Origin of the sequence: Psychrobacter sp. 219-2-C (assembly GCF_049560815.1) — a bacterium.
Classification (GTDB): domain Bacteria; phylum Pseudomonadota; class Gammaproteobacteria; order Pseudomonadales; family Moraxellaceae; genus Psychrobacter; species Psychrobacter faecalis.
The window spans coordinates 1,753,071-1,775,763 of sequence record NZ_CP186933.1 but is presented as its reverse complement, the minus strand read 5'-3'; the positions used below and the strand labels follow the sequence as shown (position 1 = coordinate 1,775,763).

The 22,693-nt window shown below is 44.5% G+C and carries 20 protein-coding genes; 7 read left to right on the top strand and 13 right to left on the bottom strand.

Going from position 1 to position 22,693, the window contains the following annotated elements:
• Nucleotides 1-50: 50 nt before the first annotated feature.
• The 3 genes from ACPEGP_RS07215 to radC all read right to left on the bottom strand — a co-directional run bounded on the left by ACPEGP_RS07215 (nucleotide 51) and on the right by radC (nucleotide 5,753).
• Nucleotides 51-1,424, bottom strand: a complete 1,374-nt coding sequence (locus tag ACPEGP_RS07215) for a dicarboxylate/amino acid:cation symporter (protein WP_286796817.1) — start codon at nucleotides 1,422-1,424, stop codon at nucleotides 51-53.
• A 418-nt stretch (nucleotides 1,425-1,842) separates the two neighbouring features.
• On the bottom strand, nucleotides 1,843-4,752 hold the full coding sequence (locus ACPEGP_RS07210) for an acyl-CoA dehydrogenase (protein WP_423813023.1): 2,910 nt from the start codon (nucleotides 4,750-4,752) through the stop codon (nucleotides 1,843-1,845).
• A gap of 317 nt (nucleotides 4,753-5,069) precedes the next feature.
• Entirely contained in the window at nucleotides 5,070-5,753 is a 684-nt protein-coding gene (gene radC / locus ACPEGP_RS07205) for a RadC family protein (RefSeq protein WP_423813022.1), read from the bottom strand.
• A 128-nt stretch (nucleotides 5,754-5,881) separates the two neighbouring features.
• On the opposite strand from radC, the gene coaBC reads away from it, so the two are divergent.
• A complete protein-coding gene (coaBC, locus tag ACPEGP_RS07200) occupies nucleotides 5,882-7,252 on the top strand; it encodes a bifunctional phosphopantothenoylcysteine decarboxylase/phosphopantothenate--cysteine ligase CoaBC (protein WP_423813021.1) in 1,371 nt (456 codons plus the stop codon).
• Between the two features lie 106 nt (nucleotides 7,253-7,358).
• Nucleotides 7,359-8,141: a sulfite exporter TauE/SafE family protein gene (locus ACPEGP_RS07195; RefSeq protein ID WP_423814262.1), complete on the top strand. Its 783-nt coding sequence runs from the start codon at nucleotides 7,359-7,361 to the stop codon at nucleotides 8,139-8,141.
• Nucleotides 8,142-8,160: 19 nt separating this feature from the next.
• On the opposite strand, the gene ACPEGP_RS07190 is transcribed toward ACPEGP_RS07195, so the two are convergent.
• From ACPEGP_RS07190 to ACPEGP_RS07175, 4 genes are all read right to left on the bottom strand, one after another.
• Nucleotides 8,161-8,367 (bottom strand): DUF2905 domain-containing protein, encoded by a 207-nt coding sequence (locus ACPEGP_RS07190; RefSeq protein WP_423813020.1) that lies wholly within the window; start codon nucleotides 8,365-8,367, stop codon nucleotides 8,161-8,163.
• A gap of 72 nt (nucleotides 8,368-8,439) precedes the next feature.
• A complete protein-coding gene (locus ACPEGP_RS07185; protein WP_423813019.1) occupies nucleotides 8,440-9,357 on the bottom strand; it encodes a histone deacetylase family protein in 918 nt (305 codons plus the stop codon).
• Between the two features lie 131 nt (nucleotides 9,358-9,488).
• Nucleotides 9,489-10,484 (bottom strand): YbjN domain-containing protein, encoded by a 996-nt coding sequence (locus ACPEGP_RS07180; RefSeq protein WP_423813018.1) that lies wholly within the window; start codon nucleotides 10,482-10,484, stop codon nucleotides 9,489-9,491.
• A 68-nt stretch (nucleotides 10,485-10,552) separates the two neighbouring features.
• Nucleotides 10,553-11,605, bottom strand: a complete 1,053-nt coding sequence (locus ACPEGP_RS07175) for a hypothetical protein (RefSeq protein ID WP_423813017.1) — start codon at nucleotides 11,603-11,605, stop codon at nucleotides 10,553-10,555.
• Between the two features lie 134 nt (nucleotides 11,606-11,739).
• On the opposite strand from ACPEGP_RS07175, the gene ccmA reads away from it, so the two are divergent.
• The 5 genes from ccmA (at nucleotide 11,740) to ccmE (ending at nucleotide 15,377) form a co-directional block, all read left to right on the top strand.
• On the top strand, nucleotides 11,740-12,369 hold the full coding sequence (gene ccmA, locus ACPEGP_RS07170; RefSeq protein WP_423813016.1) for a heme ABC exporter ATP-binding protein CcmA: 630 nt from the start codon (nucleotides 11,740-11,742) through the stop codon (nucleotides 12,367-12,369).
• A gap of 184 nt (nucleotides 12,370-12,553) precedes the next feature.
• Nucleotides 12,554-13,210: a heme exporter protein CcmB gene (locus tag ACPEGP_RS07165; RefSeq protein ID WP_423814261.1), complete on the top strand. Its 657-nt coding sequence runs from the start codon at nucleotides 12,554-12,556 to the stop codon at nucleotides 13,208-13,210.
• A 352-nt stretch (nucleotides 13,211-13,562) separates the two neighbouring features.
• Nucleotides 13,563-14,351, top strand: coding sequence for a heme ABC transporter permease CcmC (gene ccmC, locus ACPEGP_RS07160; RefSeq protein WP_144297829.1), 789 nt, complete (start codon nucleotides 13,563-13,565; stop codon nucleotides 14,349-14,351).
• 48 nt (nucleotides 14,352-14,399) lie between these two features.
• A complete protein-coding gene (gene ccmD / locus ACPEGP_RS07155) occupies nucleotides 14,400-14,621 on the top strand; it encodes a heme exporter protein CcmD (protein ID WP_423813015.1) in 222 nt (73 codons plus the stop codon).
• 255 nt (nucleotides 14,622-14,876) lie between these two features.
• On the top strand, nucleotides 14,877-15,377 hold the full coding sequence (ccmE, locus tag ACPEGP_RS07150; protein ID WP_423813014.1) for a cytochrome c maturation protein CcmE: 501 nt from the start codon (nucleotides 14,877-14,879) through the stop codon (nucleotides 15,375-15,377).
• 95 nt (nucleotides 15,378-15,472) lie between these two features.
• On the opposite strand, the gene ACPEGP_RS07145 is transcribed toward ccmE, so the two are convergent.
• The 6 genes from ACPEGP_RS07145 to ACPEGP_RS07120 form a co-directional block, all read right to left on the bottom strand.
• Nucleotides 15,473-16,321, bottom strand: coding sequence for an aldo/keto reductase (locus tag ACPEGP_RS07145; RefSeq protein WP_423813013.1), 849 nt, complete (start codon nucleotides 16,319-16,321; stop codon nucleotides 15,473-15,475).
• A gap of 378 nt (nucleotides 16,322-16,699) precedes the next feature.
• Nucleotides 16,700-17,695, bottom strand: a complete 996-nt coding sequence (locus ACPEGP_RS07140; protein WP_423813012.1) for a MetQ/NlpA family ABC transporter substrate-binding protein — start codon at nucleotides 17,693-17,695, stop codon at nucleotides 16,700-16,702.
• 269 nt (nucleotides 17,696-17,964) lie between these two features.
• Nucleotides 17,965-18,651: a methionine ABC transporter permease gene (locus ACPEGP_RS07135; RefSeq protein WP_201589498.1), complete on the bottom strand. Its 687-nt coding sequence runs from the start codon at nucleotides 18,649-18,651 to the stop codon at nucleotides 17,965-17,967.
• Between the two features lie 17 nt (nucleotides 18,652-18,668).
• The gene (locus ACPEGP_RS07130) at nucleotides 18,669-19,439 is read right to left on the bottom strand and encodes a methionine ABC transporter ATP-binding protein (RefSeq protein WP_068403535.1); all 771 of its coding nucleotides are present in this window, start codon (nucleotides 19,437-19,439) and stop codon (nucleotides 18,669-18,671) included.
• A 197-nt stretch (nucleotides 19,440-19,636) separates the two neighbouring features.
• A complete protein-coding gene (locus ACPEGP_RS07125) occupies nucleotides 19,637-21,784 on the bottom strand; it encodes an ATP-binding protein (protein ID WP_423813011.1) in 2,148 nt (715 codons plus the stop codon).
• Nucleotides 21,785-21,890: 106 nt separating this feature from the next.
• Entirely contained in the window at nucleotides 21,891-22,613 is a 723-nt protein-coding gene (locus ACPEGP_RS07120; RefSeq protein ID WP_144296730.1) for a response regulator transcription factor, read from the bottom strand.
• Nucleotides 22,614-22,693: the final 80 nt, after the last annotated feature.

Sequence of the window (22,693 nt, the reverse complement as noted above, 5' to 3'; positions counted from 1 at the left end):
ATGCATTTTTATAAGTGACTAATTGATATTACCCGCCAGCCATGCTTGACCTAACCACGTTTAATATCGTCGTATTCACTGCCCATAATGCCATCGCTAAAGACTTCAGAGAATTCGCGCTCGCTGTTTTCATCGATATGACCATCGAATACGTCTTTTGTACCCGCATCAGGGTCGTTATAAATTGCCAAATCCATCTTGCCTTCTGACTTTGCGACGATAGCGGTCACAGCGGCATCGCCACTGACGTTGACGGCGGTACGTAACATATCAAGGATACGGTCAACCCCTAAGATAAGACCAATGCCTTCAATCGGTAAGCCTACTTGCGCAAATACCATCGATAGCATGATTAAACCAACGCCAGGAACGCCTGCCGTACCGACAGAGGCGAGCACGGACATCAGAATAACGACTAGATAGTCGGTCACACCCAAATCAATACCGTAAATATTGGCAATAAAAATGGTCGCGGTTCCCTGCATGATGGCGGTGCCATCCATGTTGATGGTCGCACCAAATGGTACCGTGAACGAGGCAACAGAGTTATTGACCCCCATGCGTTTGGTAACGGTACGCAAGGTAATCGGAATCGTCGCATTTGAGCTTGAGGTACTAAACGCAAAAATCTGTACTTCGCGCATTTTTGTTAAAAAGGTTCGCACCGAGAGGCCTGAAGCCAGCTTCAGAACAATCATCATGGTCACAAAGAAATGAAAAGCAAGCGAGCCAATCAATACCGCAACGTAACCAAGCAGCGACCAGATAAGGTCTAAGCCAAGCTCTGACATGGCTTTTGCTAATAGCGCAAACACACCATAAGGGGCGAGGTTCATAATGATGGTCACCATTTTTAAGATGACTTCGTTAATAAGCTCCAAGCTTTGCACCAAGCCTTTGGCAGGCTTACCAACCATCAAGATACTGATACCGATTAAGATAGCAAAGAAAATAATCGATAACATATCGCCATTTGCCATCGCGCTGATGGGGTTAGATGGGATAATATTGGAGAATACATCGAGCAGAGGCGGTGCTGACTGCGCTTCAAATGCCGCTTCCGTCTCGATATCCATGCCTTTACCGATGCCAAACAGCACGCCAAGACCAATCGCCGTCGCAATAGCCAGCGCTGTTGTCATCATATAGATAAAAAAGGTCTTGGTGCCGATACGACCAAGCAAGCGAATATCACCGATGCCGCAAACCCCACAAATAAGCGAAATCAGTACCAAAGGCACAACCAGCATTTTTAGCGAGTTAACAAACAACTTACCGATAATGGCAAATAAGCCATTGGTCACATAGTCACTAACAAAGCTGCCTTCGGTATTTAATCCTGAGTAGTTGATAAATAAACCCAGTATGATACCCAGCACCATGGCAACAATAATCTTGCCCGTTAATCCCATATTCTTCCACATAACTACTGTCCTTGGTTGCCGTAACGCGCAGCCATAAATACGCTACCTAGTATATAAGTATCGTTTTTATGCCTATTTTCGTTACGTCTAAAAGTTTGTTATCTGTCTCTGAAGTCAGATTTTGGGGACAATATAAAAGAATTGTTGGGGTAACTGCAAGAAATATTTATGACTAAAACAGGGTAAGAGAATAAACGCACGGTATTTTAATTTTATTTATCAGCAAAAATTTTTAGATTAAATTGAATGATATAAGCAATTTTTGAGTCAATTTATTGGTAGTAGTTGGGGTATAAACAAAAAAGCGAGACCATTCATATTGAATAATCTCACTTAAGAACGAACCGATTATGAGCAAAGGTTGGTCTTAGCAGTTTTATATCGTGACCGTTTAAAACCGCAATGACTTCACACCTTTTTATATCTTGTCATTTTCGTCACGACGTAGACCATCTTGCCATTCAGCATGATTGTCAGATTTTTCTACGCCGTTTTCTATCTCATTCTGTGTTTTGTCAGCATGCGAGTCCGTTTTATGCAGGCTATGGTTATAGCTCATACGCTCGCTCAGATGGGTTTCTGCATCACGGCGCCGCGGATCAAGCGCTTCTGCATCAGGATTTGTATCCTTAAAGTCGGCTTGTTCTTGCACTTCTTCGACCGTGTCTTGCTCACTGACCATTTTGACATCACCATCGCTTTCATAGCCGTGGTCAGGGTTGTCATCGCCCGTTGATTCTTGCTTATCGGCTATGACCGCATCAGCTGTCTGCGCAGAATCATCTGTCGCAACGCCGTTACTTGCTTGTGCTTGGTTTTTTAACTGCGCATAGTCGGTGAGTTTATGTACCGCATTATCTAAACTGTGCGGATTATCGCGAGGTTGCGCTTCAGCTAAATGCTTATCAAAGACATCGGTTAATAAGGAATCAAAACGTATGGCATTATAGCGAATCAGCTGCTCCGCCTCTGCTTCGGTAATATCGCCATTTTGGCTGGCATAAACCACATGATCCTCAAAAGTCAGACCCTCGAAATGGTCTTTATGCTCCGCCTTTTTAAATTTCTGCCATAAAGGCTCTACTTCGAGCAAGGTTTGATAGGCGTTTTCCATACGCCCCATGACATCATCAGGTTCGGTGTTGTAATACACCATGGTTTTAAGGTAATCACGGAATGGATTGGCTTCAAAGTCATCCATAAAGGTATCGCCCAATTTGCGTTTGAGCTCATCACTCACTGGGGCAAAGATACGCCCACTTGGGAAGGTGACAAAGCTGACCAAGCTTGCTGCCATGCGATTTGGGAAGTTGGCAAACAAAGACAAGAACGCTTCTTGAATAGTATAAAGGCTATTTTTTAGCGCCACTTCTGCATGTAAGCGCTCGGCTTCTGACTTAGAACCGTATTCGTAAAATTGCAAAATAGCTGTACAGATAAATAGATGGGCGTGAATATCTGCTAAGCGGCCAGAGAGCATCTCTTTACGTTTTAAATCACCAGCGAGTAGACCTAACGCCATATCAGCGGTCAGGGCAAATCCTGCGCTCAAACGATTGATGTCTTTATAATAAGGGCGGGTAAAGCTATCGGCAAAGTTTGGCGCATGACTGCTACCACCGACATAACCTGCGACAAAGGCTTTGGCGCCGCGATTAAAGGTATAGCCCAAATGTTTAAAGAATAAGTTATCGAACTCTTTAAGCGCGTTTTCTTTATCGTCACTTTGCAGCAGTTGTAGCTCATCAAATAGATAAGGGTGGCAACGCATCGCCCCTTGACCAAAAATCATCAACGAGCGCGTTAAAATATTGGCGCCTTCAACGGTGATAGAAACAGGGATGGCTTGATAAGGAATTGCTAAAAAGTTGCGCGGGCCCATTTGTACGGCGCGACCACCGACGACATCCATGCCGTCGTTAATGACGTCACGCATGGTTTCAGTCGCATAGTATTTTGCCATTGCCGTCATGACCGATGGCGTGCCACCTTGGTTTAGACCACAGGTAACCAGATGACGAAACGCTTCAAGCATGTAAGTGTTACTTGCCATGCTGCTGGTCACGTCCTGAATGCCTTCAAATTTACCAATCGAGATTTTGAATTGCTCGCGAACTTTTGCAAACGCCCCAACGGTCAAATAGGCAACTTCACTGGCCGACGTTGACAGCGCTGGCAAGGAAATGCCGCGGCCAACGCCCAAGCATTCCATCAGCATCCGCCAGCCGCGACCAGCATTTTCGACGCCGCCGATAATATAATCGAGCGGAATAAAGACGTCAGTGCCATCTACCGTACCATTCATAAATGGCGAGCCAACTGGATTATGTCGCGGTCCGGTGATGACGCCTTCGTGACTGGCAGGCACCAATGCACAGGTAATACCGTAATCGGTCTTTTTAGGGTCACCAAGCAGACCTTCTGGGTCATACATTTTAAAGGCTAAGCCAACGACGGTAGCAATAGGTGCTAAGGTAATCCAACGCTTAGAAAAATTCATGCGCAGACCAAGCACTTGCTCGCCTTTATGCATACCATAGCAAACCACGCCCGTATCAGGAATTGCGCCAGCGTCAGAACCCGCCTCAGGGCCGGTCAAACCAAAACAGGGGATTTCATCGCCTTTGGCAAGGCCCGGTAGCCAGCGTTGCTTTTGCGCATCGGTGCCATAATGCATCAAAAGCTCACCAGGGCCAAGTGAGTTTGGCACCATACAGCTGACAGCAGCGGTCGGTGAGCGCGAGGCAATCTTACTCATCACGCGGCTTTGCGCATACGAGCTAAACTCCAGTCCGCCATATTCTTTTGGAATGATTAAGCCCAAAAAGCCATTGTCTTTGATAAAGCGCCACGCTTCTGGTGACAACTCTTTATCTTCATGGTGAATTTTCCACTCATCAAGCATCGCGCACAGCACTTCGACTTCATTATCGATAAAGCTTTGTTCTTCTTCTGACAATTCAGGGTACGGGTATTTAGCGAAGGTATCCCAATTCGGCGCGCCCATAAATAGCTCTTTTTCCCACCAACTGGTACCAGCATCGAGCGCTTCACGTTCGGTATCACTCATGCTTGGCATGGCGCCGCCTAAAGCTTTATAAACGGGCTTAGTAATCAATGACTGACGCAGCGGAGTGAGCAGCAGCACTAAGCACAGTAATGCAATCGGTATGCCTAAGATGAGCGACCATGGACTGATAAAGGCGGTGACGAGGACGGTAACAAGGGCGACGATACTACCGGTGACACGCGATAAGGATAATAAAAAGATGGCCAAGACCATGGCTAACTGAATGAGGATTGCCAAAATAAAAAAGCCAATGGCCATGACTGTCTCCTTGCTAACGCCGCATACACCAGCGTAAAATTTAAGTGAATAAAAAAATGCAATAATGTGACTTATTATTTTAATTTTTCATTATAGCTGGGCTTAGAACAAGCTCATTTATGCTACAAATTGAATATCTGTGTTGGACTTTATTTAAAACTTAAGCTTGTTGATATCTACTATATAAAAGCTCACAGAGCAAAAATAAAGTAAGCTACCAATATGAAACAGTTGTTTATAACTATCAAGAGCCAAAATGCTACGCTATGTCGAAAATATGTATCAAGCGTCAGACAGAAGTTGCTAGCTAAAAGGTCTCAGGCAAAAGGCGCTAGGCTTTTCTCAGCGTACGAGAGCGTTTCATTGCGCCCGACGATGATATGGTCAATTAAAGACAAATCTATTAAGTCGCAGGCTTTTTTTAGCTCATAAGTGAGTAGGTTATCGGCTGTTGAGGGGGTAGCGTCAGTATGTGGATGATTATGAGCAACGATAAGCTGGCTGGCAGCGTGGCTCAACGCATGGCGTAACACATGTTTGATGCAAACCGAACAAGAGGAAATCCCGCCAGTAAATAGTATCTCAAAATTGATGAGGTTTAATGCATTATCCAAACACAGCACGGCGAAAACTTCACGAGACTCACCGCGCAGTTGGGTGCTGATATAGTCTTTGACCATTTGCGAGCGCCCAAGTGCATGACCAGTTTTAAGCTGACTGTCCAAATAGCGCCTGCCCATCTCAAGCGATGCTAGAATCTGCGCGTACTTAGCGGGACCGATACCGTGACAAGCAAGCACCGTCTCTTTTGGGGCAGCCAACAGCTCAGCTAGGCTGCCAAACTGCTCTATCAAGTGACGGGCAAGCTCAATGGCCGATTGCGACTGGGTGCCTGTGCGCAAAAATATCGCTAATATCTCGGCATCAGATAAGTGAGCGGCGCCAAATTTCAGCAGTTTTTCCCGCGGTCTATCATCTTCGTGCCAGTCTTTAATTGCCATTGTTACTCCTTAATAAAGGATGGATGCCAGATAACTGAGATAAATCTACAAAACTTCCCCTAACTTATCGCATAATTGTTACTATAAGCGCAATTTTTATCTTTCATTTTTTTATTGATGCCATGCTTATGTCAAATATTGTGCTTGCTATCACTGGCGGTATCGCCGCCTATAAATCTGCTATTTTTGCCCGTCTTTTAGTCAAGGCGGGCTTTGATGTGCGCGTCATTATGACCACAGGCGCGCAAGCCTTTATCACGCCGCTGACCTTGCAGGCTTTGACGGGTAATGAGGTGCATATTTCATTACTTGATGAGCAAGCAGAAGCGGGTATGGGTCATATTGAGCTTGCTAAATGGGCAGACTTGATTGTCATTGCGCCTGCTTCTGCCAATACCTTAGCGCGGCTGGCGATGGGTATGGCAGATGATTTATTGACTACGGTCTGCTTGGCAACGACTGCGCCGGTTATCATTGCGCCAGCGATGAATCAGCAAATGTGGGCGCACCCAGCGGTGAATCTCAATGTGCAAACCCTGCGTGATATGAATTATCAAATTATTGCACCTGCCAGCGGCGAGCAGGCATGCGGTGACGTCGGAGCAGGGCGCTTGCCTGAGCCTGAGGATTTATTAGCGGAAGTGCAATTATTTACGGCTATGCAAACCACGCCACAGTTATTGGCAGGTAAACGCGTGGTAATTACCGCAGGGCCGACCGTAGAAGGTATCGATCCGGTGCGCTATTTGTCCAATCACTCTACTGGCAAAATGGGTTTTGCTTTAGCCCGTGCTTGCGTGGCCGCTGGCGCCGACGTGATTTTGATTGCTGGTGGCAAAGTTGCCTTGCCAACACCACTTAATGTCACGCGCATCGATGTGTTATCAGCGCAAGATATGTTGAAAGCCGCACAGCAATGCGTTGATGGCACGCATAGTGCGCTACAGTATTTGCCTGAAGACGCTGATGAGCATCCTCATGAACATAGCCATGACCATTCTCATCATCACGATGACTGTAATTGCGGTGAAGAGCATCAACATGAACATGCTGAAAATGAGAGTGCGGGTATAAAGGTTGCTGATATTTTTATCGCCACTGCTGCCGTCGCCGATTATCGTACCCTCGAGGCCGCACCGCAAAAAATTAAAAAAACCCAAGATGCCATGACGCTAAACTTGGTTAAAAACCCTGATATTTTAGCGACGATTTCTCTTGCCCATCCGGAGCTGTTTGTCGTTGGTTTTGCGGCAGAAACACAAGATGTGGAGCACTATGCACGTGGCAAGCTAGTATCTAAAGATTTGGATTTGATCGCTTGTAATGACGTCTCACGTGCAGATATTGGTTTTGCCAGTGACGATAATGCCATGCAAGTGTTTTTCTCCGAGCGTTATGAACACGATAATGTGATTCTTGAAAAGGCAAGTAAAGATGAGATTGCTGAGCAGTTGGCGACCATTATTGGTGAGACGATTTGGCAACGTCATCAAGCATAATTAATCATAAGAAACGGTCTAGTAATGCTGGTTGCGCTGTTGTCAATGTCAGTCGCCGATATCTATCATCACTATCGTTATTAGGTTATAAGTTTCTATGACTCATATGACGAATATGATGGATAGCGATAGTACCCAGACGTTATTGCTACTGGCAATTTTTGCCTTAGCGTCATTGCTGCACGGTATTAGTGGACTGGGTGTGACGTTAGTAACCACCACCGCGCTTGCCAGTATTTATCCGTTACCCCATGCGATTGTCTTGGTAATTTTTCCGTCGTTATTGCTCAATGCCATGACTTGGCTGGCAGGTGGCGAGCGCAGTATTTGGCAAAATTTCATCCATTACGGTAGGCGCTATTGGTTATTGGCATTGACCAGTCTGCTCGGTAGTATGCTTGGTGCCAAGCTACTGCTGTGGGTCGATAGCGCATATATTCTATTGGTATTAGCTGCGGTGATTGGCTTTTATGTCAGCAGTAACTTGCTCGGTAAGCAAATCCGTCTGCCCAATACCAAGCCTATGTTGATTATCGTCGGGTTTAGCGCTGGTATTATTGGCGGTGCGACCAATGCCATGTCCACCATACTCATGATGTATTTATTGTCCGCGAGTGACGATAAAAACACCATCGCCAAAGTCGGCAACATGTGCTATTTCTTGGGTAAAATTGCCCAAATCATTGTTCTGCGTGAACCTATCATGGCGCTAAGTGCTAATGAGTGGCAGCTGATTGCGTTACTGAGTATATTGTCTATCGCTGCGTTGTTGGTTGGGATTCGCTTGCGTCGCTATTTACCGCAAGCCCGCTTTCGTCAGCTTATCTTATTGATTCTTACTGCTCTCGGTATTCGAGTTGGTTGGCAAGGCATAACAGCGTTGCTATAAACTTAACGCTTAAACAAGTTTAGCGATTAAACAAATTTAATATTATGGTGGCGACGACACTGATGATTATCATGGTGACCACTGGAAAGTAAACTCGCGTATTGCCTGAGGTATGTTTGATATCGCCTGGCATATTGCCTATCCATGAAAAGGCATTTGGAAACAGCAGCCAAATAATGCCGATAATAACCAGCAAAATTCCTACACCAATCAATATTTTTGCCATTTATCACCTCACTAACTTTACTACTTTTGTTGCGTTATTTTTCTTATCTTTCCTTGCGCTGAACGCTACCCACTACTCAATCAATTCTGCAAAAAACAGCTGCTGTGCCAAACGAAACGTATTACAGTGCGCCTCAACCACGTCTTCAATATCTTCTGAATAGCCGCCGCCCATGACGATAGCCACGGGAATATTGGCCGCTTTAGCTTGTTGTAGGACAAACGCATCACGCGCCTTACAACCCTCTAGCGTCAGACTAAGCTTGCCCAATTTATCGGTTGCCAACACATCGACTGCAGATTGATAAAACATCATATCCGGTGCAAATTCATTAATTAAGCGTGGCAGCGTATCCTCTAATATCTGTAAGTATTCTGCATCAGCTGTATCATTATCCAGCTCGATATCTAAGTCTGATACTTGTTTGCGAAAGGGGTAGTTTTTTGCGCCATGCATACTAAAGACAAAAACGCGCGGCTCATCCGCCATGATACTGGCGTTGCCATTACCTTGATGCACGTCCAAATCAACGATTAAGATTCGTTGTGCCTGTCCACGATTTAATAATAAATTGCTGGCGATACAAACATCATTAAAAACGCAAAATCCTTCGCCATGATCGGCAAAGGCATGATGAGTGCCGCCCGCAACATTCATTGCCACGCCGTATTGCTGCGCATATAACGCACATTCATAGGTGGCATGGGCAATATAACGACCACGCTCTACCAACTCTGGCGTCATCTCAAAACCAATGGCGCGCGCTTCTTTACGTGGTAAGGTTTGGGTTTTAAGCTGCTGCCAATAATCCGCAGTATGCGTGGTTAAAATTTCCTCTTCGCTTAGACGTTTTGGGGCAAAGAAATTATCGCTAGTGATGGTTCCTTCGGCCAGTAAGCGCTCAGGAATCATGGTATATTTTTGCATGGGGAAGCGGTGTTTTTCGGGTACGGAATAACGAAAAATGTCCGAGTAAGCAATTTTTAGCATAGTATTAACGTATGTCTTTTAAAAAGTAATTTAAGAATAGAAGGTAAAAGGATAGAGAGGTTTAAGCGTTTTGAAAGTAGGGGATTGGTGAGTAATTGTAAGAGCGACAAATATATAGCTTGCGCAGTGGATTACTGAACAAATTGCGTGGGTAAGAAAAAGGTGCGCGCATCCTCTTGTCGATATATCGCCATCAATAGCTCTTGCAACTCTGTAGCAGGATTTTGATTGTTGACCAATTCACTAAATATCTCATAAGTCACCGTGGTCATCGCGATGACGCTTTGTAATAAGTGCTCAATGGTACTTTCATCCATACCGACCGCTTCGACATCGATGGCGTTTTTGTAGCGTATTTCGCCATCATTGATATCCATTTCGAGGTTGCCAATCAGCATGTCGTAATTGATTTGGGTGATCAGTAACATCGCAGCACTTTGATGGCTTTCGGGTATCAAAAACGGCAAAATACCATAGACGGCCAATAGGTTGTTATGCTCTTGCACGCGAAACAGGTAGCCGCAATCAAGCTTTTTATTGCGCATTCTAAAAGACAAATAGTGTGATTGCTGGCTGTCGTTATTGTCGCTGCCACTGCTTTTGGGTCGATAATGGTTATAATGCCATTGTTGATCGTCGAAATACTGCTTAAGATAATTGACAATAGGGGTGTCATTCAGCGCATTTTGCTGTGTCATGCTGTCGATGCCATTATCAAAATCAAAATAAGCGTCAGTATCAGTATCAGTGCTGCTATCTAAGCGACTATCAAGATTGCTACTAAGGCTGCTATAAATAACCTCATCGAAGTGATTATCAACGTGGTTATCAACGCTGTGGTTTGCGCTACGGTTCACATTATGGTTTAAGTCAGAGCTAGAGCCGCTAACATCCGTATCATCATTGTCATTATTATCACTGTCTTTAGGATAAGTTTGAATACTATCACCCTCATTTTCTAAAAGATAAGCGTTGTTTTTATCCTGTTTTGTCAGACTTGAATCTGAACACAAGTCCGAGTCCAAGTCGTTATCAATCTTCGTATCATCAATAGCAGTCGGTTCAGCTGATACACTAAGCAGCTGTTTGATTCTTTGCCATAAGTTGAGTTTAGAAGATTGGCTCATAGATAATAGCTGACTAATAAAGGGTGAATAATAAAAGTTTAAAGAAAACCGTACGCTAAAACAGCAGATTAATTGCTGCCAAATACCAGTCCTGCTTTGATACTAGGCTGGGCGTAAAACGCTTGCAGCATCTCTGTTATATGCGCCGTAAACCATGAGCTTTCAAGAGCGTCCGTGACGACAGGGAGCAGGGCGGTACTCAATTGCGTTATTGCCTGCTCATCGATGTGTAAACTTGCCGCGATAGTAGCCATGCTATCATCCTGATGGTTGCTATACCAAGTATCGACGCTCGCTGCCACAAGGCTGTGCAAATAAGGCGATAGGCGCAGACGGTTGTAGCTTTGTTGGATGCTGTTTTCAATATGCGCGATACTGCTATCGTTTGGCTCATCGCGCAAATAGGTTTGGATTTCGCTAATTGGTTTTTCCTTGATACGCTCCCAACCAGTGACCAATAAGCGCGCAACCTCTTCGTTGGATAAATGCGCTTGGGCGTTGGCTTCTGCTCGGCGTGTTAAATCTTTAATATTGCGATGCAGGTAGGACTGCAGTTTTTCATCAAGATTGCGATTGGTGGCTTTTTCAAACGAGCTGCGCCCAAGTTTCATCAGTTTACCGGCAGGACCCGCTTTATCCAGCGTAGATTCCATAAAATCGTTGATAGCGTGATACAGCGTTTGTGTCAATAAATCAGCAAAGGTTTCATTGCCAACCAGCGTATGCACCAAGATATTACGCTGCTCTTCATGACTGCCGACATAGCTGGCTAGAATCTCAACTTGGCTGTCATCGACCAATTCTGATAAAGGCACATTATTATTAACCGGATGATAGATAATAGTATGCAAAATATCACGAATATCGCGTCGTACTACCTCGCTTAGCGGCTGCTTGAGAAACCAGTCATTAATAAGATGCTGAAAATCATCGCTACTGATATATTTACTTAATGGCTGCTCGCCAAACCACTGCCAAGCCTGTGTTGCTAAAGGCTGGGCTTGCGCATGCAGCCATTGCTGCATAAAGGCAACTTGCGCCTCGATTAAGCGGTCGAGCGTTAGGCTGGTGCTCGTAGCACTTTGAGTGTCTAAATTTTGGCTATCTTTTGAAGTCTGCATAGGTTTTGAGGTCATAGTAATCGACAATTTGTTATACTGTGGGGTTGAAGTAAGCATAAAGTATTATGCCACGAACATCAGCGGTGTTTGTGATGAATATTGCCTGCTGCTTAATAAATAAATGAGAGGTTTGGATGACGGCTCTGAATACAGCTTTACTTGCGCTTGATAAGCTAACGGTTCAGCGCGGTGAAATTCCTTTATGTGAAGGCGTGACGCTCAATCTGGCTGCGGGCAGCATTTGTCACTTGGTCGGTGCTAATGGCACGGGTAAAACGACGCTTCTTATGCAATTAGCTGGGTTATTGCCAGTGCTAAGCGGTGAGGTTATTTATCAAGGGATAGCAAACTTGCCCGTGCAGCCTTTATACGTGTCGCATCAATTGGGTATTCATCCAAACTTGACAGTCTCCCAAAACCTCACTTTTTTGCTTAATTTATATGGCATTAGCCCTAGTAGCGCCGATATTGATGACGCCCTTACGTGGGTAGGATTACAAGGGTTTGAGACCATCAGCTCAAGCCATTTATCTGCAGGGCAAACACGGCGCATTACCCTGGCGCGCTTGTATTTATTAACGCCTGAGGTCACGCCTTTATGGCTACTCGATGAGCCATTTACCGCGCTTGACGTCGATATGGTAGCACGCATGGAAGGTAGGTTGCGCGAATTTGCTACGGCTGGCGGTGCGATACTAATGACCAGTCACCAAGCCGTCGGCGTTGCCAATCAAGTGCTCGATTTGTCCGATTATATGGTGTAAATGCTATCAATATAACTGCAACAAGCGTCAATGTAAGTGCGACAAGCGTCAATATAAGTGCGACAAGCATGAGTGGAAGAGCCAATAAATGATAGACACAGACAGTGCAGTAAAAACAGTGAATACAAGCTCGAATGCTAACATCTCAAATGCTAATACAGCTGCTGCACGCGCTATCAGTTTTATGCAGCTTTGGCGGCGCGAATGGCAGGTGAAGCAGCAAGGAGCGGTACAGTGGTTATATCCTTTGGTACTGTTTTTAGTGATCATCACCTTGTTTCCGCTAGCGGTTGGCAGCGAACCTGCTTTACTGCAGCGCCTTGGGGTGTCCGCAGTTTGGATTGCCGCTTTGTTATCACTGGTAATGGGTGTCGATGGCTTGTTTAAGCCTGCGCTTGATAATGGTACGCTTGCGCAATTAGTCGTCGCTAAAGCGTCGCTGCCATTATGGGTGCTGATTCGTTTAGTTATTCATTGGATTTTTAGTAGCGGTATTGTGGCGGCATTAAGTTTGCTTGCTGTGCCTTTATTTCAGCTGAGCTGGTTTGAGGCATGGATATTGATGGCGTCTATTATTACTGGCAGTCCAATGCTGCTTATGCTGTCAGCAGTCGCCAGTAGTTTGACGTTATCACTAAAAAACGGCGCGGTGCTGGTGCCTTTGATTGCCTTACCGATGCAATTACCGGTATTGATTTTTGCTACTGGTGCGGTTGATTTATTTGCCACAGGTCTCAACGGCTTGCCGATTTTAGCGTTATTATTAGCAGGTAGCATCATTTCGATACTGGTGATGCCATGGGTGATTGCCCTGACCTTAAAAATGGCATGGTTAAATTAACAATTAATGTTGGCATGTTATATTCAGGTCAATATTAAAAAGAGGCAGCGGAGCAGGGATAAATTTTTCGTCGCCTCTGTCGGCGTAGGCACAGCAAGCAAGAAAAATTTGTACCAGTCACGCGGCATAGTATTGTCTATCCATTTCATTTAGTATCGACTATATACCTTTTCTGATGAAAGCCCTTTATCTTAACAGCATGATGAAAACTGGCAACTTTGCTATAATAGGCTATTCAACAAATAATCACGTGTAGATTCTATCCAGCGTTTAACGTCAGCAAGTTAGCGGGTAGGCGTATGAATCATGCGTTTTACTCGATAATCACCAGCTGCGCAATAGGTTTATTCCCATGCCCAACCTGAATAATGTCTCATCTCCTAGCCTGTGGCAACGCATTTGGCAGGTCTTTTTGACCACTGTGGGTACCAAGCAGTTTTTTCGTATCTTTGCGCCTTGGGTTAAGTGGCTCGCGATATTAGCCGGTCTCTGTCTGCTCATCGGTAGCGTTTGGGGCTTGGCATTTGCGCCGCCGGATTATCTGCAAGGTAATAGCTATCGCATTATTTTTATCCATGTACCCGCTGCCAGTCTCGCTATCTCTATTTATTTTGCCTTAGCGGTACTGGGTGTTATTTATCTGGTATGGAAAATTAAGACCGCAAGCCTTGTAGCTCAGGCACTGGCTCCGATGGGGTTTTTGCTTTGTGTGATTAGTTTACTCACCGGTTCTATTTGGGCAAAACCGACGTGGGGGACGTATTGGGTTTGGGATGCACGCTTGACGTCTATGCTCATTTTGGCGTTTTTATATGCTGGGGTAATGGCGTTGTTTGCCGCCTTTGAACATACCGCCAATCGCGGTAAAGCGGCGGCTATTTTGTCTATCGTTGGCGCGGTGAATTTGCCTATTATTAAGTACTCGGTGCAGTGGTGGAATACTTTGCACCAAGGTTCAACCTTTACCCTGACGGCGGCACCAAAAATGTCGGCAGATATGTGGCTGCCTTTACTACTGATGATTATTGGTAGTTATTTACTGGTCGCCTCATTGGCCATTTATCGGACCAATACCCTGATATTATATCGCGACCAAGGCAAAGCGTGGGTCAAAGAATACGTTCGTAGCCAAAATAAATAATCCTAAAATACAACCATGAACCAAGCAAATAACGGCTAGGGAAATAAAATGCAGCCTTACTTTTATAGCGTCTCTGAGTTTATTGCCATGGGTGAGCATGGCGTTTTTGTCTGGTCATGCTGGGCAATTACGGTTGGCATGATGCTGATTTTTATTATTTATAGTCGCCGTCAACGCCAAGCGCTTATCAAGCAGCTATCCATTCAGCAAGCGCGTCAAGCACAGCGCGCAGCTAAAACACCCAATCCTAAAACCAAACAACCATCCTAAACAATTCTTCTTAAAAAATTCTTTTTAATATCAAATTTTTAGCCTATCAAATAATAATGCCTTACTGGTAAATATATGACCGCATCGGTTGCTAGGGGGCTTATTGATTTGGGCAAAAAATGCTACCATATAGGTATTAGAAAAGTACGGTTGGACGGGCTTATTGTCAAGTCAGTCCAATAAGCATTTCTTTAATATTTTCTGTTTTGCAGACGAGTAGTTTGTAGAACAGCGACTCATCAATGAGGTAGTGGTATGAACGCAGTTCGTCGCAAAAAACTGATGTGGGTTATGTTTACGCTTGCAGGGGCGGCGATTGCCGTGGTATTGGTGATTTATGCCATTGGGCAACAGACCGATTACTACTTTGACGCCACCGCCATTGCGCAAGGTGAAGCGCCTCAGGATAAGCGTATCCGCGCTGGCGGCATGGTCGTTGCCGGTAGTGTTCAACGTGCGCCAGATGACCCGTTAAGCGTGGAGTTTGCGATCACCGACTTTGAATCAACCGTGCCGGTGACTTATCAAGGTATTTTGCCAGATTTGTTCGCTGAAAACTCAGGCGTGGTAGCAACGGGTAAAATGCAAGGCGATACCTTTGTCGCAGGCGAAGTATTGGCCAAGCATGATGAAAACTATATGCCGCCAGAAGTCGCCAAATCGATGAAAGAAAATAATCGCAGTGGAGCAGTGCCTTCTTCTGAACAATATAATCCTGCCGAAAAAGTCCATAAGACCGATACTTTGCAGCAGTAATGGTTATTATAAAAAGTATTCAATATAAAAAAGCCAGTGACCTTTATCACTGGCTTTTTTTGTGCTTATTCTCATTTTTACATTACTATGGCTTACTAATCATCCCATTCTGGTGAATAATCTGGATGCTTTATTTTACGCCCATCGCTACGCGCTAAGCTACCGATTTTCTCAAGTTCATCCGCACTGAGCGTTACCTTGACGGCATCTAAGTTGCCTTGTAAGTGTTCAGGATTGGACGTTTTTGGAATCGCAATACGCTGCTTATCAGATAAAATCCACGCTAGTGAAACTTGCGCTGGTGTAATCCCATGCTTATCAGCAATGTCTTTAATGATTTCATTATCAAACACATCACCACGAGCAAGCGGCGAGTAAGCTTCTAATAAAATATGGTGATTGTTTAAAAAAGTCTGCAGGGTGTTTTGCTTAATAAAGGGGTGAAACTCAACCTGATTAACCGCAATCGGCACATCAGCATATTTTTTAGCCTCGATAATATTGGCGATATTAAAGTTAGATACCCCAATATTACGAGTCAGCCCTTGTTTTTGTAGCTCGCAAAGCGCTGGCATCGTTTCAGATAAAGGTACCCGATCATCAGGCCAATGCAGCAGCAGTAAATCAACATAATCAGTATCTAAGTTTTCTAGCGAGCGCTTGGCCGCAGCGATAAGTTTTTCTGGTTCAAACTTCATGTCATCAGGAAATATTTTCGTCGTTAAAAAGAACTTATCACGCGCGACGCCTGATTGCTTAATGCCTCTTCCCACCTCGACTTCATTATCATAAGCTTGGGCAGTATCAATATGCTCATAGCCCATTTGTAGCCCTTGGCTGACCACATCGATACAGTCTTGTCCCGTTGATTGCCATGTACCCAGTCCGAGTACCGGAATGTTCGCTTGTCCAGCGGTGCGAATATTATAAGTTTTAGCACGCATATTATTATCCTTGTTTTTTTGTGATTTATTAATGGTTCTTATCGTTATTAATAGAGAATTTGAGCAGACATATAAATTTCTTAGATTTTATTAAGCGTCGATTTCTATTAAATCAAAGCTTATATTAAGGCACATTCTCTATTAAGCTTAGCCACTATAAAAAGAAAATAGGCTAAGTGAAAGAGTAAGTGACGCTTTCCTACAAACCACAAACAGGCTGTAACGTCATTGCGAGTCGTTGATTGTACCCATTCAATAAAATTTAAGAGCAAAAAAGCCCACTATTCAAAATAATGGGCTTTTTCAAATCAAGGCAATTTTAACTGTAAAAACGTTTTATTTATCCGAATTAATCGTTTTTACAATGGTGAATATTAACTATTGAGCAGCAGCTTCGGTAACTGGTGCAGTATCTGTTGTAGGAGCAGCGGTTGCAGGGGCTGCAGCAGCAGTAGCTGTGTTCTCACCCCAGATTTTTGGGTATTTGTAGCCTGGGAAGCTATCGTGAGCATACTTTTTAAAGGCCTCTGAGTTATAAGCGTTGGTCACGTCTTTGACCCATTTCTTATCTTTATCCGCAGTTTTGATGGCAGACCAGTTGACATAAGCAAAGCTTGGCTCTTGGAATAGCGCTTCAGTCAGCTTAATACCCGCATCGGTTGCGTAGTTACCATTGATAACAGCAAAGTCTACTTCATCACGCGCACGTGGCAGCTGGGCTGCTTCTAGCTCAACGATTTTGATGTCGTATTTGCTATTATCAGCGATATCGGCTTTTGAGGCGGTCAGAGGATCGATATTGTCTTTTAGGGTAATCCAGCCAAGCTCATCCATCATGACCAACGCGCGGGCGAAGTTACTTGGGTCATTAGGCGCAGAAACGCTCATGCCTTTGTAGGCTTCGTCAAGCTTGGTCTTTTTGCCAGTATAGATGCCAAGTGGCGCAGTTGGCACTTGGAAGACTTCGACCAAATCAAGATTGTTCTCTTTTTTAAAGGTATCAAGATAAGGCTTATGTTGGAAGATATTGATGTCTAAATCGCCATCAGCCAAAGCAATGTTTGGACGTACATAATCAGTAAAGGTGACCAGCTCAACTTCATAGCCTTGCGCTTCTAACGAGCTTTTTACTTGGTTGCGAACCATATCAGCAAAATCGCCTTCAGTGGTACCGATCACAATCTTGCTATGTTCAGGATCGATATCGTTGCCCGCTGCCGTTTCTGTGCCCACTGTTTCAGTAGCACCTTCAGTGACGGGCTCTTTGCTAGCTTCTGGCGCTGATGAGTTATTACAACCGACCAATACAAGGCCTGATACGCCAACGGTGGCCAATGCGGTCGCCAGTTGACGGCTGATATCTGTTAATTTCATGAAACTTCCTTAATAAGGGGGAGGGAATAGGGATTAAATGTCAACAGTAAAAATCCGCATTAAAAAAGCAACATTATGAATAGTAATGCTGCTAAGTTAAAGGCTGTTAAGATAGTATCAAAATTAAAGGGAATCAGTTACAAAGTCAAGCATTTGCTTAGGATGAATCGGCATTAAACCTTGAGTATTATTCATATTAAACAGTCTTTGCCTCTCAAAATAAAAGGTGAAATCACCATAATAGAGAGGGTAAAGACTAAATTTTTGGCTTAACGTTTATCCAAACGGGTGGCAATCCAATTACCAGACGCCTGAATACCGATAACCATAATCGATAGCATCACAACGATAAAGACCATCACCTCAGTTTGATAGCGATAATAACCGTAACGAATGGCCAAATCACCCAAACCCCCACCACCAATCATACCCGCCGCCGCCGAAAACGACAGTAAGCTGATACATAAAATGGTCACGGACAATACCAAACCTGAGCGCGCTTCATTGAGCAATACTTTGATGATGGTCAAGGGGCGGGCACCCATAGATTCCGTTGCTTCGATAATGCCGCGTGGTACTTCACGCAGATTTTGCTCGACCAAACGTGCAAAGTAAAAGGAACCGGCAATCGCCAGTACTAGTGACGCGGCAATCGGTCCAATACCCGTACCAACGATGGCTTTGGTAAAAGGACTCATGGCAATCATCAAAATCACAAACGGGAAAGCGCGCATAAAGTTGGTGATCGCACCAAGGACACCATACAAGGTTTTATTTTGCAAAAACTGCCGATCACTGGATAAAAATAAGAATACCCCAAACAGACCGCCGATGACGATGGCGACCGTTGTCGAAATACCCAGCATAATAAAGGTATCGACGAACGCTTGCATAATTTCTTTACGTAGCGCGAGCAGCTTGTCCAATGAGGCGGATAATTCAGCACCAGTTAACATGTCTATTCTCCTGCCTCTTAATCTTCATGAACCAAGCCTTTGCCAATCGGGGTCGTGGCCTGAATCAGGCCGTCGCGGATATCGGCAACCTCGAGCAACTGCCCTTGATGTAACAATGCAGCGCGGTCGCATAGCCTACGAATGACGCTCATCTCATGGGTGACGATGACAATGGTGACGCCAAGCTGCTCATTAATATCACGCAGACAAGTCAATAAGCTGCGTGTGGTTGAAGGATCAAGCGCACTGGTTGGCTCATCAGCCAATAATACTTTTGGGCTAGGCGCGATCGCACGGGCGATACCAACACGCTGTTTTTGTCCGCCTGATAGCTGCGCAGGATAGTGCCCAGCACGGTCAGTCAAATCAACAATTTCTAAACAGTCCATCACCCGCTTATAAATATCGGCGCGCGGATAACCTGCCACCGTTAAGTTAAAGGCGACATTATCATAGACAGTACGGTTGGACATCAGGTTAAACTGCTGAAAAATCATACCGATATTGTGGCGGGCGATACGTAAATCACTGGCCGATAAGGTGGTCAAGTCGGTACCATCTATGATGACTTGACCGGAATCTGGGCGCTCAAGTAAATTAATCAGACGCAGCAAGGTAGATTTGCCCGCGCCCGAATAACCCATTAAACCAAAGATTTCGCCTTGTTTTACCGTTAAAGACGTCGGCTCAACCGCAGTAAACCAATGTGGCTTGCCGTCTTTATCTTTTATAGACCGGTCGCTTAAAAAGCTTTTGGTCACATCGTTTAAGACAATCATGTCACTCATGGAATGCTCAAAATTTAATAAATATTTTAATGGTTATGAAGCGGTTGCAGGCTCTTTTGCCATTTGTGCGCAAATTAAAATCAACCTTCAATAACCCTATAATAAGGGGCGCTAATATAGCATATTATGCAGCGTTTTGGATATGGACATCCATGATTAACGGATAATCTTGGCTGTAGTCTGGTTAGCTGATGAGATTAGTGACGGCTGTCATGCTGATAATGAGGGTCGTGCTTGACGGGTAATACCACTAAAAATCGCGTATGACCATTGATGGTATCTGTAATGATACGGCCTTGGTGCGCCGTCACTATCTGGGCAACCAACGATAAACCAAGCCCTGAGCCTTTGTTTTTTTGCTGTAAGCGTACAAAGGGGCTAAAGACTTCTTCGCGTTTATTCTCAGGGATACCTTCGCCTTCATCAATCACCGCCAGCACCGCAAATTTTGGTAGCGGGCGTGTTGGCTCAGCTTTCGGCTTTTTGAGATGCTTACTAAATATGCCTTCTTTGCGGGTAGCGTTTGCCGTGTCGCCGTTTTCTTTATTACCGTTTTCTCTATTAGGGTCTTTGGTGGCACTTTTGGCGTCATCCTTCTCAGTACTAACGTTTTTATCCGCTTCTTCTATCTGTTTATTGATAGTCTTGTCATCGATGTCGTTGATGGAAGTTTCTTGTTGTTCAGGAACCGCACGCCAAATAACTTTTTTAATTTTTTCTGTCAGATCAGTGGTAAAGCGCTGATAGGTAAGTAATAACGACGGCTCAACAAAGGTTTCGATCTCAGTGGTGCTACTTAGGTCATTGTTTCGCTCATTAGATGAGTCAATAGTTTTTGCAGTCGATGATTTATCAGTATCTGTGCTGTTATCACTATCAATATTGCCATTAATCTCAGCATCCACAGTGATGCTTTCACCATTTTTATAAATCACTGGCGCTGGTAATAACGTTGCGGTCGACGCTTCTTCTGTCGACGTTAAGGTTGAGGTGGCTTTATTGTCGCTAAGAACAACATTATCGTTAGGAACAGTGGCGTCATCATTTGGTTGGGCGTTTTGATCAATTTCAAGCGCATGGTTACTATCAGGCGCTTCTTCGTCATAAGAATCAAAGTCTGAGCTGTTGTAATCGACAAAGCTGCTGCACAGTATGGTTTGCAAAAGGTAATCGGGAATAGCGTCAGCTTCATCTAGAGTTTGCACACCGTAAAGTAATACCGTAACTGGCGGCTTGCCGTGCAGCATAGCATTGGTCAAGAGATTACGTATTAAATGGGTCAGCATCGACGATTGACCATCGATGACGATATGCTCGCCAATCAAGGTTGCTTCAGGATAATGCTGGCGCTCTTGGTTTACTAAGTCATATAAGTCTAAATGCTCAACTTGTTGTAGCGCATGTCCAGCATCTAAACGACTGACCAGCAAAATACTCTCGACCAAATCATTTAATCCAGACAAATCGCGATTGATGGCTTGGGCGCGCTTATCAAATTTTTCTTTGGTATCACTCGGCAAGGCCCCTGCCAGCATATCCATCATCTCAATCTGTAAGCGAATACGGGTGATGGGCGTACGCAGCTCGTGCGAGGCGTGCGCCAATAGCAGATTATTGGCATTGATTAGGTGTTCAATTTTTTGTGCTGCTTGGTTAAAGCCGCGCGCAAGCGATGCAATCTCATCATTACCGCGGGCATTGACTCGCACCGTAAAGTCGCCATCGCCCAATTGCGCCATTTGTTGGCTCATCTGATTGATACGCCAAGTAATGGTACGCGCAATCCACCAAAGTACCCCTGCCATGATAAGCAGCAGCAATAGCGTACCAGTAAATAAGTTTAGGGCGGCAGAGAGGACAGGTTTTTTAGGCGGCAAGCGTGATTCGTATAATAGCGTATAACCGGTGCTACTATAAACTTGGGCTTGCTTGGTTGGGGAGGTTTCGGCAAATGAGGGAAAGACGCGCGCTAATAGTGAGGGCGGCGCAGGCAATTCTAACGGCAAATCACTGTTGTCGCTTTGCATGAGCAAATGACCTTCATTGTCATATAGCCCCATTTTTGCTTGCAGTGATTCATCAAAAATATCAAAGCTTTTCTTGACCACCGCTAGCATAAAGCGCGCTTGTAAGCGGTTGTCTTTACTGACAGCAATATTTAGTTCATGCAAAAATGGGTCGACTTGACCCAAAATTTGCGTGGCTAAGATTTCTGAACGAATACCAGCGTCTTTGTCATGTACCAACTGGGTCAATAAAACCATCGCTACCGCAAATAAAATAAGTGCCAGCATGACACTGGCAAATAGTTTGGCAAATACGGAACGAAAACCCAGTTGTTGCATTAAATCATCTCTATTATCAAACGCTTATAACCATTTTATTCATTTTATTTTAATAAGTTTATCGCAATACGGGCTTAATTTAATAGCGTTTGATTGCATGTGCTAACTATACCTGATCGGTAGCGAATTGATAACCCACACCGCGTACGGTAATGATACGTTTTGGCTGGCGCGGATTGTCTTCGATTAACGCACGCAAGCGCGAAATATGCACGTCAATGGCGCGATCAATGTTATCCGAGCTATCATCGTTTGGCATCGCTTGCCATAATTGCTCACGGTTTAATACTTTGCCCGAGTGGGTAGCAAAGTAATGCAGCAGCTGAAATTGATGCGTCGTCAAGCGGACTGGTTGATCATCGATAGTGACTTCATGACTGTCAGGGAAAACGCTTAAACGCCCAAAGGTTAAACTATCAGACTCACTGTCAGCTTGGTTTGGCTGTTCATGACGACGAATGACGGCACGAATACGCGCGAGCAGTTCGCGCGGCTCAAAGGGTTTGGCAATATAATCATCGGCGCCCATCTCTAAACCTAATACACGGTCTGTGGTGTCGCCTTTTGCCGTTAGCATAATAATCGGCACTTTATTGGTCATGTTGTTTTTGTTGCCACGTATCTTTTGGCAAACTTGCATGCCATCCATATCAGGCAGCATCAAATCTAATACCACCAAATCGATGTCACGCTCTTTAGCGTCTAACAAGTCCAAACCTTCTTGACCCAGCCCTGCATGATGTACATCATAATAGTTCATGGTCAGATAATCGCTGATTAATTCGGCTAAATCTGGATCGTCTTCAATTAATAAAATTTGCTTACTCATAATTTTTCCTCTAGTTGTTGTTATAGTTTGTTTAAAATGGTGTTTAAAAATACTGCTTTAAAAGTGCCTATCTACCAATG

What these genes read in the sequence shown, in the direction of transcription:
- ACPEGP_RS07215 (WP_286796817.1), bottom strand. Translation starts at nt 1,424, where the DNA reads ATGTGGAAGAATATGGGATTAACGGGCAAGATTATTGTTGCCATGGTG.
- ACPEGP_RS07210 (WP_423813023.1), bottom strand. Translation starts at nt 4,752, where the DNA reads ATGGCCATTGGCTTTTTTATTTTGGCAATCCTCATTCAGTTAGCCATG.
- radC (WP_423813022.1), bottom strand. Translation starts at nt 5,753, where the DNA reads ATGGCAATTAAAGACTGGCACGAAGATGATAGACCGCGGGAAAAACTG.
- coaBC (WP_423813021.1), top strand. Translation starts at nt 5,882, where the DNA reads ATGTCAAATATTGTGCTTGCTATCACTGGCGGTATCGCCGCCTATAAA.
- ACPEGP_RS07195 (WP_423814262.1), top strand. Translation starts at nt 7,359, where the DNA reads ATGACGAATATGATGGATAGCGATAGTACCCAGACGTTATTGCTACTG.
- ACPEGP_RS07190 (WP_423813020.1), bottom strand. Translation starts at nt 8,367, where the DNA reads ATGGCAAAAATATTGATTGGTGTAGGAATTTTGCTGGTTATTATCGGC.
- ACPEGP_RS07185 (WP_423813019.1), bottom strand. Translation starts at nt 9,357, where the DNA reads ATGCTAAAAATTGCTTACTCGGACATTTTTCGTTATTCCGTACCCGAA.
- ACPEGP_RS07180 (WP_423813018.1), bottom strand. Translation starts at nt 10,484, where the DNA reads ATGAGCCAATCTTCTAAACTCAACTTATGGCAAAGAATCAAACAGCTG.
- ACPEGP_RS07175 (WP_423813017.1), bottom strand. Translation starts at nt 11,605, where the DNA reads ATGCAGACTTCAAAAGATAGCCAAAATTTAGACACTCAAAGTGCTACG.
- ccmA (WP_423813016.1), top strand. Translation starts at nt 11,740, where the DNA reads ATGACGGCTCTGAATACAGCTTTACTTGCGCTTGATAAGCTAACGGTT.
- ACPEGP_RS07165 (WP_423814261.1), top strand. Translation starts at nt 12,554, where the DNA reads ATGCAGCTTTGGCGGCGCGAATGGCAGGTGAAGCAGCAAGGAGCGGTA.
- ccmC (WP_144297829.1), top strand. Translation starts at nt 13,563, where the DNA reads ATGCCCAACCTGAATAATGTCTCATCTCCTAGCCTGTGGCAACGCATT.
- ccmD (WP_423813015.1), top strand. Translation starts at nt 14,400, where the DNA reads ATGCAGCCTTACTTTTATAGCGTCTCTGAGTTTATTGCCATGGGTGAG.
- ccmE (WP_423813014.1), top strand. Translation starts at nt 14,877, where the DNA reads ATGAACGCAGTTCGTCGCAAAAAACTGATGTGGGTTATGTTTACGCTT.
- ACPEGP_RS07145 (WP_423813013.1), bottom strand. Translation starts at nt 16,321, where the DNA reads ATGCGTGCTAAAACTTATAATATTCGCACCGCTGGACAAGCGAACATT.
- ACPEGP_RS07140 (WP_423813012.1), bottom strand. Translation starts at nt 17,695, where the DNA reads ATGAAATTAACAGATATCAGCCGTCAACTGGCGACCGCATTGGCCACC.
- ACPEGP_RS07135 (WP_201589498.1), bottom strand. Translation starts at nt 18,651, where the DNA reads ATGTTAACTGGTGCTGAATTATCCGCCTCATTGGACAAGCTGCTCGCG.
- ACPEGP_RS07130 (WP_068403535.1), bottom strand. Translation starts at nt 19,439, where the DNA reads ATGAGTGACATGATTGTCTTAAACGATGTGACCAAAAGCTTTTTAAGC.
- ACPEGP_RS07125 (WP_423813011.1), bottom strand. Translation starts at nt 21,784, where the DNA reads ATGCAACAACTGGGTTTTCGTTCCGTATTTGCCAAACTATTTGCCAGT.
- ACPEGP_RS07120 (WP_144296730.1), bottom strand. Translation starts at nt 22,613, where the DNA reads ATGAGTAAGCAAATTTTATTAATTGAAGACGATCCAGATTTAGCCGAA.